Genomic DNA, 14,314 nt, shown 5'->3' on the forward strand with positions numbered 1-14,314 from the left:
CAGGACGTTTGAAGGAGACATACCCATGCTTTCCGACACCTCGTATCCCGTGATCCAGGCGACCCTTCCCGTCGTCGGCGAAAACATCCGGGAGATCGCCTCCCGTTTCTACACGCACATGTTCCAGGAACACCCCGAACTGCTCAACGGCCTGTTCAACCGCGGCAACCAGGCCGACGGCCGGCAGCAGCAGGCCCTGGCCGGTTCCGTTGCCGCCTTTGCCGGCTTCCTCATCAACGACCCCACCCACCTGCCGGACCACCTGCTGTCCCGCATCTCGCACAAGCACGTGTCCCTGGGCCTGAGCCCCGAGCAGTACCAGGTGGTGCACGACAACCTGATGTGGGCCATCGTCGATGTCCTGGGCGATGCCGTAACACCGGATGTGGCCGCGGCCTGGGACGAGGTCTACTGGCTGATGGCCAACATGCTCATCAACAAGGAACGCGGCCTGTACGACGCCGTGCGGTTGAGCCCGGAAACCGTGTGGCGTACCTGGCGGGTGGCCGAAAAGATCCAGGAAACCGAGGACGTGGTCAGTTTCGTGGTGGAGCGGACCGACGAGCGGGAGGTCAAGCCGTCGCTCCCTGGACAGTACGTCACCATCCGGATGCAGATGCGCGACGGCGTCCTGCAGCCCCGCCAGTACAGCCTCACCCAGGCAGACGATGGCCAGCACCGGCGGTTCGCCGTCAAGCGGGTGCGCACGGAGGGTGCGCCCGACGGGGAGATGTCCAACCTCCTGCACGACCACGTCAACGTGGGCGACGAGGTCACCCTCTCCGCGCCCTTCGGCGATGTGGTGCTGGAATACACCGACCGGCCCGTGGTGCTGGCAAGCGCAGGGATCGGGGTCACCCCCATGGCCGGCATGCTGTCCCACCTGGTCAAGTCGGGTTCCCAGCGGAAGGTCCTGTTCCTGCACGCCGGGGAGTCCCCCGCCTCGTTTGCACTGCGGAAGCAGGTGACGGCGGACCTCGCTGCCCTCCCCGATGCCTCGCTGACGTCGTGGTTCCTCAATCCGGACGGCGAGGGGTCCTCCGCGGGCGGCGAAAACGGCAGCGTCCACTCGGGGTTCATGAACGTCAAGGACATCCAGTTGCCGCCGGACGCCGAGTATTACCTCTGCGGCCCCATGCCGTTCATGCAGGCCGTCCGGACCGCCCTGGTGGGCGCAGGGGTCCCGGCCAAGGACATCCAGTACGAAGTCTTTGGACCGGACCTCTGGCTGGCCGACTACCAGTAGGTAATGCCCGGGGCGGCGCCCATCCACGCACCTCCTCCACGCAAAACCAGGTCAACCCCGGTCGGCCCGCCGTCCCCGCCGGGTAGCGGGCTCAACAGGGGGTTCGGCGGTAGGTTCGACGGCGGTGCGCCGCCCGCGTTCCTCAAGCGCGGCGGCGGCGAGCGCCCCGGTGTCCGCAACATCGTCCACGTGGCCGTGCCCGTCGTCGTGCTTTCCGGCGCCAGGTGCCGCGTTCTCTGCCTGGGCCGCAGCCCTGACGCCAGTAGCCTTGACCACGAGCACGGCAATCAGGGTGGTGACGGGAATGGCCAGGACCAGGCCGATGGAACCGACCAGTGTCCGGATGACCTCCTCGGAGAGTTCGGCGCTGGTGAGGGTGTCCATCAGCGGCCGGTCGTAGAGCATCACGATGATCAGGATGGGCAGCGCCGCGCCGGCGTAGGCAAAGGCAATGGTGTACACGGTGGAGGCGATGTGGTCGCGGCCGATCCGCATGGCGGAGGTGAACAGTTTCCGGGCGCTGCTGGCGGGTGCCAGTTCGTAGAGTTCCCAGACAGCCGAGGACTGCGTGATGGTGACGTCGTTGAGGACGCCCAGGCCGGAGATGATGAGTCCGCAGAGGATCACGCCGGAGATTGAGATGTTGGACGATGTGTTCACCAGGGTGGCGGCGTCGTGGCTGCCCACGCCGGCGAGGTTGGCGGCGTCCGTGGCCCAGGCTGCCAGCAGGGCTGTGATGGCCAGCCCGAAGATGGTGCCCAGGAGTGCCGTGGAGGTGCGCGCGGAGAATCCGTGGGCGAAGTACAGCACTCCGATCATGATCACGGTGGAGCCCACCAGGGCCAGCAACAGTGGCGGCTTGCCTTCCACCAGGCCCGGCAACAGGAAGTTGGCGAGCACGAAGTACGCGCCAACCAGGCCGATGAGGGCGCGCAACCCCCGCCACCTGGCGACGGCGATGACCACCACGGCGTAGAGCACGGCCAGCAGGATGATCGGCAGGGTGCGGACGAAGTCAACGAAAATGTAGGCCGGCGAACCCTGCGACGCCGTGGCTCCCTGGACGTTGGACAGATTGAGGTAGCGGATCTGGTCCCCGGGTTTTACGCCATGGGAGGAGGCCACATCCGGGTTGATGACCACTTTCACGGGGCTTCCACCTTTGTCCGGCTCGGTCAGGGCAAAGGTACATTCGGTCCCCTGGCCCGGCGGCTGCTGCGTGCTGCCTTGTTGGCCTGGCCCCTGCTGATTTGTACCCTGCTGATCCGTTCCCTGTTGGCTGCCGCCCTGCTGGCCCATGCCCTGCATGCAGCTGCCGGTCGCCACGCTCTGGATGGCGCCCGTATCGAAGGTGACACCGGGAGCGGTGGAGTACGGGTTGGCGAGCGAGATCCCTTCCTTGCTCCCCGATGGCCAGAGCGCGGCCATCCCCGCCAGGGTTAAGAGTGCCAGCGGAATGAGCAGTGCGGCCAGGATGCGGTTCGCCTTGCTGCGGGCAGCCATCGCCTGGGGCGTCGGCTCCGAATGATTCAAGGAAGCGTGGGAGTGACCGGCGCCCATCAGCAGTACAACCTCATGGTTGAACTCTACGTGCGGCGCCATAGGGTTGATAAATGGACCATCGGGATGGGGAGGAACCAGGTATGGACAACCGTGGTACGCATGGAGCCGGTGTTCGTGGGGCAGGGATATCCCGGGCAGGGATTCCGCTGGAGTCCGGTGGCGGGGTTCATGCCGGGCAGGTCCCCTTGGTTCCAGCCCACCAGCCCGTGCTCAGCATCCTGGATGCATCCGGGGACACCAAGGGCGTGGTCCTGGTCCTGCATGGCGGAAAGGCACACAGCCGGGACCCTGTAGAGGCCCGGCACCTGAGCCCGGCACGCATGGTGCCCTTCGCCCGGCACCTGCACCGCGCGGGCCGGAAGCACGGGCTGGCCGTCTGGTCCCTGCGCAACAGTGTCCGCGGCTGGAACGGCTCCGACATGTCTCCCTTGCAGGACGCACGGTGGGCGCTGCGCCAGATCGCCGAACGCCACCCCGATGTTCCTGTATTCCTGTTGGGCCACTCGATGGGCGGCCTGACCGCTGTGTGCGCCGCGGACCACCCGCAGGTGGAGGCCGTGGTGGCGCTGGCGCCCTGGCTGGACCCGCAAACCCCGGCGGACAGGGTCACCGGCCGGAAGGTCCTGATCATCCACGGGACCACGGACCACATGACCAGCCCCACGCAGTCCCTGGCCTTCGCCCGCCGCGCTGCTGCCGACGCCGCCAGCGTGCAGTATGTGTCGCTCAAGGGCGTTGGCCACTTCATGCTCCGGAAGGTCCGGATATGGCAGACCCTGGCCACCGGGTTCGTCATCAAGTCCTTTGCCGAGAGCACGGGCGCCACCGTCCAGCCGTCCCGCGCCTTCACGCAGCTGCTGCCGGACTCCTCCGTCCAGGTCACCCTTTAGGCCACTCCCCATGCCCTGGCGTCCCCCACCCAACGACCGCTTCTACCGGCTGATCGTCCGCACGGGGCAGTTCCTGCGCTGGGCCCTTCAGCTGGGTATCGGTGTCTCGGGGCTGGAGCACCTCCCCACGGCACACCCGCGAAGCGGCCCGTCCAGGGAGGCGACACCCGGCACCGGGGCGGTCTTTGCCGTCACACACTTCGGCTACCTGGACTTCGCCGTCCTTGAGCTGCTCCTGTGGCGCCGCACCGGCGCCCAGCTGCGGTTTTTGGTCCACCAGGGCGCGGCGGACCATTGGCTGGCTGGCCCCGCCATCAGTGCCACAGGCCAGATAGTGGTGGGGTACACGGACCACCACTGGGACGCCTACGACGCCGCCGTGGCCAAGCTGCGGGCCGGCGAATATTTGGCGGTCTTTCCCGAGGCGGGGGTGAGCCGGAGTTTCACCGTGCGTGAGTGCCGGAGCGGGGCTGTCCGGATGGCGGCGGAGGCAGGCGTCCCGGTCATCCCGGTGTCTGTCTGGGGCGCCCACCGGATCCTGACCCGCGGCCATGGCTTCTCCCCGCGGCGCAGCTGGCGCGCGCCCGTCCGGGTCCAGGTTGACAAGCCGATGGTGTTTCCGCGTGACGTTGATGTGGACGCCGCAACGGAAAGGCTGCGCAGCACACTCCAGGCAGGGATCGAGGACTGCATCGCCGGCTTTCCGCTCCAGCCAGAACCAGGGGCCTGGTGGATGCCGGCACACCTGGGCGGCAGCGCCCCCACCGATGCCCAGCGGCAGCTGCTGGACGCAGCCGACGCAGCCGCGGGCCGCCGTCGTGCTCCCCGCACGAAGTAGTCCCCGGGCGAAGCAGCACCCTGCACGCAGTAGCCGGAACACGGTGCTTAAGCAGTCAGTGCCACGCGCCATCCCTTGGGACAGCACGTGGCACTGACGTGGGCGGCAGGGGATGTGCTAGTCCGAGACCACCAGGGTTTCCCCGCCCGCCAGCCGCGCTTTGCCGCTCTCAAGGAGGGGCTCGACGGCGGCGCGCAGGGCGGTCATGGAATCGTCCAGTTCCAGCATGACAGGGTGCTGGTACGCGATCAGGGCAAGGATGTCGCGGACCGCTTCGGCGGCGTCGTCAGCGGTGAGCGATGGCTCGTGCCCTACGAAGACGTCGGTGGGCGTTTCCGGCCCCGCGGTCTCAGCACCCGGCGCTGCGTCGGGATCGGCAGGCGCGGCATAGCTGACCGCGAACGCGCGGATGCGTCCCTTCTTAGTGGGTGCCACCCCTTGGCCGAACGCGGACTCGGGCTGGGCCCGCAGCACGATGGCGCCGTGGGCTCCGGTGAGCTCGTCCAGGAACAGCTTCTGCACCTGGCCCACGGACAGCACCCCCGGAGAGTCCCAGCCGTGGATGGAGGTGTAGTACCGGCCCACCACGTCCGTCAGCTCCACGGAGCCTGTGGCCAGGTCCATCACCACGTCGGAGCCGGCGTTTTCGCCGTCAATGGGGCGCCCGCCGTGGTCCTTGTCCGGGAAGACCGGCAGCCGGAGGGCCCCCGGTTCGACGACGGCCAGCCGGGAGCGCTGGATCGGCGCCAGGCCGAAGGCTTCGGCGAACGCGGCACCGGCCGTGCCGGGCTCCACCTTGGCCCGCAGTTTGGTAACGCCCGACGGCGCGTGTTCGGCTTCCCGCCGCAGCATGGTCAGGAGGCTGGCACCGATGCCCGCGCGGCGATGGTCCTTCGCCACTTCGATGTACGTCCACAGGCGCTCCGGGTGCAGCGACGCTTCATAGACCACGCCGGCGGCCACGGGAATGCCCACGCCGTCAACGACGTCTTCCGCCACGACGCAGCGGCGCCAGGGCATGCCGTCCCTGCCGTTGGAGGAGACGGCGAGGGCGCCACGGAACTGGCGGGCCTGGGCGGTGTCCGGGTCACCCCAGATTTCCAGGAGCGCCAGGTCGTCGCCGTCGCGCCATTCGCGGTATTCGATGGCCATGCTCAGGCGCCGATCAGCCGTGCCGCCAGGTAGCCCTCCACCTTGTCCAGGGAGACGCGCTCCTGGCTCATGGTGTCCCGCTCGCGGATGGTGACGGCCTGGTCCTCGAGGGTGTCGAAGTCCACGGTGATGCAGAACGGGGTGCCGATCTCGTCCTGGCGGCGGTAGCGGCGGCCGATGGCACCGGCATCGTCGAAATCGATGTTCCAGTTCTTCCGCAGCTGTGCGCCCAGGGCCTTGGCCTTCGGGGAGAGGTCCTCGTTGCGGCTCAGCGGCAGCACGGCGGCCTTGACCGGGGCCAGGCGCGGGTCAAGCTTCAGCACGGTGCGCACATCCACGCCGCCCTTGGCGTTGGGCGCCTCGTCCTCGGTGTAGGCGTCCACCAGGAATGCCATGAAGGAACGGGTCAGGCCAGCCGCGGGCTCAATGACATACGGGGTGTAGCGCTCGTTGGTGGCCTGGTTAAAGTAGCTCAGGTCCGTGCCGGATGCCTTGGCGTGGGTGGAGAGGTCGAAGTCGGTGCGGTTGGCGATGCCTTCCAGCTCGCCCCATTCCGAGCCCTGGAAGCCGAAGCGGTATTCGATGTCCGTAGTGCCCTTGGAGTAGTGGCTGAGCTTTTCCTTGGGGTGCTCGTAGAAGCGCAGGTTCTCGTCCCGGATGCCCAGGCCGGTGTACCAGGCCATGCGCTCGTTCATCCAGTACTTGTGCCATTCTTCGTCCGTGCCGGGCTCCACGAAGAATTCCATTTCCATCTGCTCGAACTCACGGGTGCGGAAAATGAAGTTGCCCGGCGTGATCTCGTTGCGGAAGGACTTGCCGATCTGGCCGATGCCGAACGGCGGCTTCTTCCGGGACGTGGTGAGGACGTTGTTGAAGTTCACGAAGATGCCCTGCGCGGTCTCGGGACGCAGGTAGTGCAGGCCCTCTTCGTTGGCCACCGGCCCCAGGTAGGTCTTGAGCAGGCCGGAGAACTCCTGCGGCTCGGTCCACTGGCCGCGGGTGCCGCAGTTGGCGCAGGCGATGTCCTTGAGGCCGTTCTCCGCCGGGCGGCCCTTCTTTTCCTCGTACTCCTCCTCGAGGTGGTCCGCGCGGTAGCGCTTGTGGCAGGAGAGGCACTCAACCAGGGGGTCGGAGAAGACCTCCACGTGGCCGGAGGCTTCCCAGACCTGGCGGGGCAGGATCACGGAGGAGTCCAGGCCCACCACGTCCTCGCGGCCGCGGACCATGGACTGCCACCACTGGCGCTTGATGTTTTCCTTCAGCTCGGCGCCGAGGGGGCCGTAGTCCCAGGCAGAGCGGGAGCCGCCGTAGATCTCACCGGCCTGGAACACGAAGCCCCTCCGCTTGGAGAGGGAGATGACCTGGTCGAGGACGGATTTTGCTGCCATGGGATAACTCCAATTTCTACAGGGCCGCTGGGTGCGGTCCGCGGGTTGTCGGGCCCGGGCTGCGCTGTGACTGGAGCACAGGTGCAGCGCACCGGGACGGATGAAGGAAGACGGTGGAAAGCTTGTGTCCTAGCGTACCGGCCACTGCCTGCGCAGCGCTCCCCGCGGCCAGGGCAGGGTGGCCAGGATGATGGCGGCGAGGGTCAGCAGGGTCCCGAGCACGGTGGCCGGCGCCACGATGGTGCCCGGGGCGGGAAGCGCCAGGTCCAGGGCCAGGGATCCGAGCAGCTGGCCGGCGATCATCCCCAGCCCGGTGACCAGCACGCCCAGGCTGCGGACCAGGAGGGCGCCCAGGCCGATGAAGACGCAGCCCATGGGACCGCCCAAGTAATACCACCACTCCCCCGGCAGCGGGTTGGCGGGGCCGGCCAGGGCCAGCTTCACCGCATACGCTGCCCACAGCACGATGCAGCCGGCCACGAAATTGACCAGCGTGGCGGCGATGGGGGTGCCGTAGTGGAGCGTCGCGGTGCCGTTCATGGCCTGCTGGAAACTCATGAGGAAGCCCGCCGCCACCGGCAGGAGGAGGGGAAGCAGCAACCCTGTAACGCCGTCCCCTGCGCCTGCGCTGCTGAACCGGGGCGACACCGCCCAGGCGACGGCGGCGATGGTCAGGATGCAGCCGATGATGCGGATGCCGGTCACGGATTTCTTTCCGGCCGGGCCTATCCCCAGCCGGTCCACCAGCAGGCCGCTCACTGTCTGGCCTGTGACGGTGGCGACGGTGAACAGCGCCACGCCGAGGATGCCCACAGTGAAGGACTGGGCAAACACGAACAGTGCACCGATGGCGCCCGCCACCACGTAGATCCGGGGAAAGGCCCGGTTCCGGACGGCGGGGAGGATGTTCGCCAGGCCGGCCCTGCCGCGCGGCAACAGCAGCGAAATGACGATCATGACCAGCAGTCCTGTGCTGAAACTCACGGCCGCGGCGGCGATTCCATCGTTGAGCCGGGCACCCAGCGCCCCGTTGATGCGCCCCTGGACGGGGATGGCGAGGCCCGAGCCCACGGCCAGGGGCAGGCCTGCGAGTACCGGCAGGCGGGAAGGGGAGGTCATTGAATCCACCTTAGTTCAGGCATTATTGCTCTATGAGCAACCCCATTGACGACGTCCCCATCCGCGACAGCATGATCAGGCTGGGCCAACTGCTGAAGCTCGCCAACCTCGTGGAGGACGGCGTGGAGGCGGCAGAGCTCATCAAGAACGGGCTGGTCAAGGTCAATGGTGAGATCGACGACCGCCGCGGGCGCCAGCTCCACGACGGGGACACCGTCACCGTAAACGGCCACACCGTCCGGGTGGCGGCACCAAAGGCGGACTAGCGACGGCAGCCGGCGGGCGCCGCCGTCGTACGTTCTATTTGTTCAGCACCTCATGGGTGAGGAACTCGCCCACGTGCCCGATCTCCTGCTGGTTGATGCCGTGCCACATGCCCGTGTACAGCACCTTGGTGAGCTTGACGTGCCTGCGCACCCAGCCCATGGTGAACTCGATTTTGTCCTGGGTGATCACAGGATCCTGCTGGTCCCGGCCCCAGAACATGGGCACGGTGCCGTCCAGTTCATGGTCCTTGAACGACGGGTCCCCGGCAGCGTCCACTACGAAACCTGACAGTCCGACGACGGCTGCGAAGTCCGTGGGCCGCTGGCGCAGGAGGGTGGTGGCCATCGCCATGCCCATGGAGAAGCCGAGCAGGGTCACCGACGGGTGGCCCACACGAATGGTGTCGATCCAGTCGAGCACGTAGGCCGAGGCCTTCTTGACCCGCTCCAGCGAGTACTCGATGGAGGCGGTGAGCGGGAACCAGGTGAAACCCGGGCCCATGGCGATGGGCGCCCGCACGGACGCGACGGCGAAGTCCCCGGGCAGCATGTCGGCCAGGCTGAGCAGGTCCTGCTCGTTGGCGCCGTAGCCGTGGAGCAGCACCAGCAGCGGTTTGCCGGCGCGCTGGTCTTCGGGATGGGACCACAGGACAACGGGGGCAGGAAATACTTCGGCGTCAGTCATGGTTTCCATTCTTACAGTTACCCGAAGGTAACAACCTACGTTCGCGTAGGCATGGAAGCGGAAGGCAGGATAGGACCGTGACTGACGCAAGTGCCCTCCAGACCCCCTCCGTGCGCCCCGGTTCCCACCCCTGGACCCGGTACGTGGCGATGGGTGATTCCTTCACCGAAGGCATCGGCGACCCCGAACCCTCACGCCCGGGAGGCCACCGCGGTTGGGCCGACAGGGTGGCCGAAGAGCTGGGCCGCACCCAGCCGGACTTCGCCTATGCCAACCTGGCGGTGCGCGGCAGATTGCTCCAGCAGATCGTGGACCAGCAACTGGCCCCGGCCCTGGAACTGAAGCCGGACCTGGTGACCCTGTCCGCCGGCGGCAATGACCTGATCCGTCCGGGCGGCGATCCCGACGCGTTGGCCGAGAAGCTCGACTCCGTGGTCCAGATCCTGTCCATGGGCGGGGCCACGGTGGTCCTGTTCAATGGGCCGGATACGGGCTCGTCCGTGCTGGGCAGGATCCGCAGCAAGGTGGCCATCTATAACGAGAACCTGCGGACTGTCGCTGCACGGCACGACGCCGTCATCGCGGACATGTGGTCGCTGCGGCAGCTGAGCGACCCGCAGATGTGGGACCAGGACCGGCTGCACTTCTCCCCGCTGGGCCACCACACCATTGCGGCGATGGTTCTGGACGCGCTCAACGTGGAGCACTCCCTGGAACCGCTGCAGCCCAAGCCATTGCCGCCACGGACGTGGCGCGAGGCCAGGAGCGGGGATCTGGTGTGGGCGCGCGAATACTTCATGCCGTGGGTGCTGCGCCGGCTGCGCCACCAGTCGTCAGGCGACGGCATCACGGCAAAGCGGCCGACGCCGGGTCCCGTCTTCGGCCCGGGCGTCCCGTTGGGATCCGGGGAGGGTCCGTTGGGAACTTCGGAACCCAGTCGCCGGTAGGCTGCCGGGGTTACGCTGGAAGGACACCATACGAGAGGCGCCGCACCGTGAGCAGCTTGTTTTTCTGGATCATCATCCTGTCCTTCGTGGTCCCCATGGCCATGCGGGCGTACCGGCGCTCCGTGGCTCGGCGGGACCGGGACCAAGGCTTCCCCGGCCAAATCCCCGGCCCAGGCCAGTATCCCGGACCGGACCAGTTTCCGGGATCGAACCAGAATCCCGGGTACGGCCAGTACCCAGGGTCAGCCGGGCCGCAGAGCAACCAGCCCCGCGACGGTTACACCCAGCAGGACTACTTCTCCGGCGGCTTCCGCCAGGCCGGCCAGCCGCCTTTTGGCGGGCAGCAGCAGCCGCCGTACCAGTACGGGCAGCCGCCCATGCCGGACCCGCGCTTCGGCGCTGCGTCACAGGACTTCGGGCAGGAACCGCCGTACCAGCAGGGACACCAGCAGCAGCCGTACCAGCAGCAGGGACCCCGGCAGTCCTCCGGGCCTGCCACTCCCCCTCCCGCTTCGGCACCCCAGGGGTTCCGCGCACGCAAACTCGCGGAGCTGGACCAGCAGTACAGCAACGGTGAGATGTCGATGGAGGAGTACATGAAGCGCCGCGGCGACATCATGAACGGCTAGCCAAGCTGGCACTCAACAGGCCGGGGACCGACTCACGGTCCCCGGCCTGTTGTTGCTTAATTCACTTGCCTTAATCCACCTGGGGGAAGCCCAGATCGATCACGGAGGTGGACGGATCCGGCCAGCGGGTGGTCACCACTTTGCCGCGCGTGTAGAAACGGATGCTGTCCGGACCGTACATGTGGGTGTCGCCGAACAGTGAGTTCTTCCAGCCGCCGAACGAGAACGTGCCCACCGGGACCGGGATGGGGACGTTGACGCCCACCATCCCTGCCTCCACGTCGAACTCGAACTGCCGCGCCGCGCCGCCGTCGCGGGTAAAGATGGCCGTGCCGTTGCCGAACTCATTGTCGTTGACCAGCTTCACGGCGTCGGCATAGGTGTCCACGCGCACCACGGAAAGGACCGGGCCGAAGATTTCGTCGTCGTACACCTTCATGCCGGGCTTGACGTGGTCCACCAGGCTGACGCCGATGAAGAACCCATTGGAGTCGAACTGCTGTGAGCGGCCGTCCACCACCACGGTTCCGCCTTCACCTTCGGCGCCCGAAACATAGGATGCCACCCGGTCCCGGTGCTCCGCGGTGATCAGGGGACCCATTTGTGATGCGGGATCGGTTCCGGCACCGATCTTCAGGTCTGCCATGCGGGTGGATATCGCCTTCACCAGGTCATCGGCGATGTTGCCCACGGCCACCAGGACGCTGACGGCCATGCAGCGTTCGCCGGCGGAACCGTAGGCGGCGGAAACCGCAGCGTCGGCAGCCATGTCCAGGTCGGCGTCGGGAAGCACCACCATGTGGTTCTTTGCACCACCCAGCGCCTGCACCCGCTTGCCGTGCTCTGCTGCCCGCTTGTAGATCGACTGGGCCACGGGGGTGGACCCGACGAAGCTCACTGCCTTCACGTCGGGGTGTTCGAGCAGGACGTCCACGGCTTCCTTGTCCCCCTGGACCACGTTCAGCACGCCGGCCGGGAGACCCGCTTCGGCGAAGGCCTCCGCGATGAAGACGGCCGCCGACGGATCCTTTTCGCTGGGCTTCAGCAGGACCGTGTTGCCGCACGCGAGGGCGCTGCCGATCATCCACAGCGGCACCATGGCCGGGAAGTTGAACGGGGTAATGCAGGCCACGACGCCCACGGGCTGGCGGACGGAGTGGACATCGATGCCGCTGGAGACCTGCTCCGAGCGTTCGCCCTTGAGCATGTGGGACAGTCCGGTGGCGAAGTCGATGTTCTCGAGGCCGCGGGCGATTTCACCCTCGGCGTCGGAGAGGACCTTGCCGTGTTCGCTGGTGAGGATCGCGGCGAGTTCGGACTTTCGTTCAGTCAGGATTTCGCGGACCTTGAAGAAGATGGTGGTGCGCTTGGCCAGGCTGGTGGCCCGCCAGGCCGGGAGCGCAGCGCGGGCTGCCGCGATGGCTTCCTCTGTCCGTGCCGTGGAGGCGAGCGCCACCTGCTTCTCCTGCTGGCCGGTGGCGGGGTTGAAGACCGGACCGAAGCGGTCGGCATCGGTGACGCGGGCACCGTTGATGTAGTGCGGAATGGTTTCCAAGGGAGTCTCTTTTCCTGCGTTGCGTGCGGCTTGGTTAGTTGGACGGCTAATTCGACGGCGCCCGGTCGGCAGGCTGGAGCGAGCCGTCCACGAGCTTGATGATCATGGAGCAGTCCTTGCCGGCGTCACCGGCGTCGATGAGCCGCTGGAACAGCTGCTGGACGTGTTTGCCGATCTCCAGTGGAGTGCCGGTGTCTTCTGCGGCGCTGATGGCCAGGCCGATGTCCTTGTTCGCGAGCTCGGTGGTGAAGGTGGGCGCGAAGTCGTTGTTGGAGGCGGCGGTGGGGACCACGCCCGGCACCGGGTACCAGGTGCGCAGCGCCCATGAGTCTCCCGAGGAGACCGAGGCAATGTCCCAGAAGACCTGCTTGTCCAGGCCGAGCCTGTCGGCGAGGACCGCTCCCTCTGCGGTGGAGGCAAGGTTGATGAAAAGCATCAGGTTGTTGCAGATCTTGGCCGCCTGCCCCGTGGTGGGGCCGCCGGTAGGGATGATGTTGCCGGACATGGGCCCGATGAAGCCCGCAGCGTCTTTGACGGCACCCTCTTCACCGCCCACCATGAAGGTCAGGGTTCCGGCCTCCGCTCCGCTCATTCCGCCGGACACAGGAGCGTCCACGAAGCGGAAGCCGGCAGCAGCCGCGGCGTCGTGCAGTTCCTGTGCGGAGGCGATGTCGATGGTGGAGGAGTCAATGAGCAGCGTGCGGGTATCCGCGTGCGCCAGCACGCCGTCCTCGCCGATATACACGGCACGGGCGTGTTCACCCTTGGGCAGCATGGTGAACACCGCGTCCGCCCCGTCCACCGCTTCCGCGATGCTGGCGGCCCGCTTGACACCCCCTGCGGCAGCGGCATCCAAGGCTGCGGGGTTCAGGTCGAAACCGCGTACATCGTGCCCGGCCTTCACCAGGTTCACGGACATGTGGCCGCCCATGTTGCCCAGGCCGACCCAACCGATTACTGCCATGCGTAAGCTCCTTTGCTTTCATCCCGGCGCTGCTGCCGGCATGCCTGTGTCTACGATCACACCCTGCTAGAGTGCAATCAAGGGGAAAAATCACAGACACTCTGTGCACTGATGCACATGGAAGGAAGGGCCGGCGTGGACTCGAGGCGGTTGGCAAGCCCGGACGACCTGCTCATCCTGCTGACCGTCGCGCGCCTGGGCCGGTTCAACGCGGTCGCCGAAACCCTGGGAACCACCCACACCACCATTTCACGCCGGATCCTCGCCCTGGACAAGCAGCTGGGCGGCCGGACCCTGGAACGCAGCCCGCATGGCTGGGAGCTGACGCAGCTTGGGGCTGCGGCAGTGGAAGCGGCGGAGGCGATCGAAAGCACGCTTGGCTCGCTGTCAGGCCTGATCAGCAAGGACCAGAGCACCCTTGCCGGCCTGGTCCGTGTCGCCACCACCGACGGCGTGGGAGCCGTGTTCGTCACCCCGTCGCTGGTGCGGCTCCAGCGGCAGCACCCCCAGCTGAACATCGAAATGCTGAGCGCTACCCGGAAGGTCAGCCAGAACCGGTCAGGAGTGGACCTGGAAATCGTGGTGGGCCGCGCTGATGTCACCACAGCTCAGACCATCTTCCTGAGCAACTACTACCTGCGCCTCTACGCCAGCCCCGGCTATGTGGCGCGGCATGGCCTGCCGGAAAGGCTCGACGACGTGGGGCAGCACGCGTTCGTCTCTTACGTCGAGTCGGCGCTCCAGGTGGCAGAGTTGGGCCCCCGGTGGTCAGCGCAGCTGCCGATCCCCCGGACAAGCTTCCAGGCCACCAGCGTTTTCGCGCAGGTGGAGGCCGTGCGCCGGGGCGCCGGCATCGGGCTGCTGCCCAACTTCATGGTGGCCACCGACAGCCCGGATTTCGTCCCCGTCCTGGCAGCCGATTTTGAACGCCAGCTTCCTATCTGGGCCGTTGCCCGTCCGGAATCGCTTCGGTCGGCCCGGGTACAGGCTGTGATCGCGGCGTTGCAGGACGAAGTGAAGGAGCGCTCGGCGCTGCTCGCAGGGTAAACCCTGCGGCCCAGCAGCAGGCCCG

14 protein-coding genes are annotated in these 14,314 nt (G+C 67.1%); 7 read left to right on the plus strand and 7 right to left on the minus strand.

Annotated features, from left to right (window positions below; all coding sequences use genetic code 11):
- Positions 1–25 precede the first annotated feature (25 nt).
- Positions 26–1,246 carry a globin domain-containing protein gene (locus QF031_RS13285; RefSeq protein ID WP_307428827.1) on the plus strand — a complete coding sequence of 407 codons (1,221 nt, stop codon included), beginning with the start codon at positions 26–28 and terminating at the stop codon, positions 1,244–1,246.
- A gap of 51 nt (positions 1,247–1,297) precedes the next feature.
- Here the strand turns inward: QF031_RS13285 and QF031_RS13290 are convergent, their stop codons facing one another.
- Positions 1,298–2,749, minus strand: a complete 1,452-nt coding sequence (locus QF031_RS13290; RefSeq protein WP_307428830.1) for a YibE/F family protein — start codon at positions 2,747–2,749, stop codon at positions 1,298–1,300.
- 140 nt (positions 2,750–2,889) lie between these two features.
- On the opposite strand from QF031_RS13290, the gene QF031_RS13295 reads away from it, so the two are divergent.
- Positions 2,890–3,699, plus strand: a complete 810-nt coding sequence (locus QF031_RS13295) for an alpha/beta hydrolase (RefSeq protein WP_307428832.1) — start codon at positions 2,890–2,892, stop codon at positions 3,697–3,699.
- Positions 3,700–3,709: 10 nt separating this feature from the next.
- Complete coding sequence (locus tag QF031_RS13300) at positions 3,710–4,537, plus strand: lysophospholipid acyltransferase family protein (RefSeq protein ID WP_307428833.1); 828 nt, start codon at positions 3,710–3,712, stop codon at positions 4,535–4,537.
- Positions 4,538–4,654: 117 nt separating this feature from the next.
- Here QF031_RS13300 and QF031_RS13305 read toward each other — a convergent pair whose 3' ends face one another.
- The 3 genes from QF031_RS13305 to QF031_RS13315 all read right to left on the minus strand — a co-directional run bounded on the left by QF031_RS13305 (position 4,655) and on the right by QF031_RS13315 (position 8,196).
- Positions 4,655–5,689 (minus strand): GNAT family N-acetyltransferase, encoded by a 1,035-nt coding sequence (locus QF031_RS13305; protein WP_307428834.1) that lies wholly within the window; start codon positions 5,687–5,689, stop codon positions 4,655–4,657.
- A gap of 2 nt (positions 5,690–5,691) precedes the next feature.
- Positions 5,692–7,077: a glycine--tRNA ligase gene (locus QF031_RS13310; protein ID WP_307428837.1), complete on the minus strand. Its 1,386-nt coding sequence runs from the start codon at positions 7,075–7,077 to the stop codon at positions 5,692–5,694.
- Between the two features lie 129 nt (positions 7,078–7,206).
- Positions 7,207–8,196, minus strand: a complete 990-nt coding sequence (locus QF031_RS13315; protein WP_307428839.1) for a DMT family transporter — start codon at positions 8,194–8,196, stop codon at positions 7,207–7,209.
- 32 nt (positions 8,197–8,228) lie between these two features.
- On the opposite strand from QF031_RS13315, the gene QF031_RS13320 reads away from it, so the two are divergent.
- Positions 8,229–8,462 (plus strand): RNA-binding S4 domain-containing protein, encoded by a 234-nt coding sequence (locus tag QF031_RS13320; protein WP_307428840.1) that lies wholly within the window; start codon positions 8,229–8,231, stop codon positions 8,460–8,462.
- Between the two features lie 34 nt (positions 8,463–8,496).
- Here QF031_RS13320 and QF031_RS13325 read toward each other — a convergent pair whose 3' ends face one another.
- Complete coding sequence (locus QF031_RS13325; RefSeq protein WP_307428842.1) at positions 8,497–9,147, minus strand: alpha/beta hydrolase; 651 nt, start codon at positions 9,145–9,147, stop codon at positions 8,497–8,499.
- Between the two features lie 77 nt (positions 9,148–9,224).
- Here QF031_RS13325 and QF031_RS13330 point away from each other — a divergent pair, with 77 nt between their 5' ends.
- Together QF031_RS13330 and QF031_RS13335 are read left to right on the plus strand one after the other, a co-directional pair.
- Positions 9,225–10,094: an SGNH/GDSL hydrolase family protein gene (locus tag QF031_RS13330; RefSeq protein WP_307428844.1), complete on the plus strand. Its 870-nt coding sequence runs from the start codon at positions 9,225–9,227 to the stop codon at positions 10,092–10,094.
- 47 nt (positions 10,095–10,141) lie between these two features.
- Positions 10,142–10,723 carry a hypothetical protein gene (locus tag QF031_RS13335; protein ID WP_307428846.1) on the plus strand — a complete coding sequence of 194 codons (582 nt, stop codon included), beginning with the start codon at positions 10,142–10,144 and terminating at the stop codon, positions 10,721–10,723.
- Positions 10,724–10,793: 70 nt separating this feature from the next.
- Here the strand turns inward: QF031_RS13335 and QF031_RS13340 are convergent, their stop codons facing one another.
- Together QF031_RS13340 and mmsB are read right to left on the minus strand one after the other, a co-directional pair.
- On the minus strand, positions 10,794–12,278 hold the full coding sequence (locus QF031_RS13340; RefSeq protein ID WP_307428849.1) for a CoA-acylating methylmalonate-semialdehyde dehydrogenase: 1,485 nt from the start codon (positions 12,276–12,278) through the stop codon (positions 10,794–10,796).
- 46 nt (positions 12,279–12,324) lie between these two features.
- Complete coding sequence (gene mmsB / locus QF031_RS13345; RefSeq protein ID WP_307428851.1) at positions 12,325–13,242, minus strand: 3-hydroxyisobutyrate dehydrogenase; 918 nt, start codon at positions 13,240–13,242, stop codon at positions 12,325–12,327.
- A 117-nt stretch (positions 13,243–13,359) separates the two neighbouring features.
- Between mmsB and QF031_RS13350 the strand changes: the two genes are divergently transcribed.
- A complete protein-coding gene (locus QF031_RS13350; RefSeq protein ID WP_370874511.1) occupies positions 13,360–14,289 on the plus strand; it encodes a LysR family transcriptional regulator in 930 nt (309 codons plus the stop codon).
- The last annotated feature ends 25 nt before the right edge of the window (positions 14,290–14,314 follow it).

Source organism: Pseudarthrobacter defluvii (genome assembly GCF_030816725.1).
Classification (GTDB): Bacteria; Actinomycetota; Actinomycetes; order Actinomycetales; family Micrococcaceae; genus Arthrobacter; species Arthrobacter defluvii_A.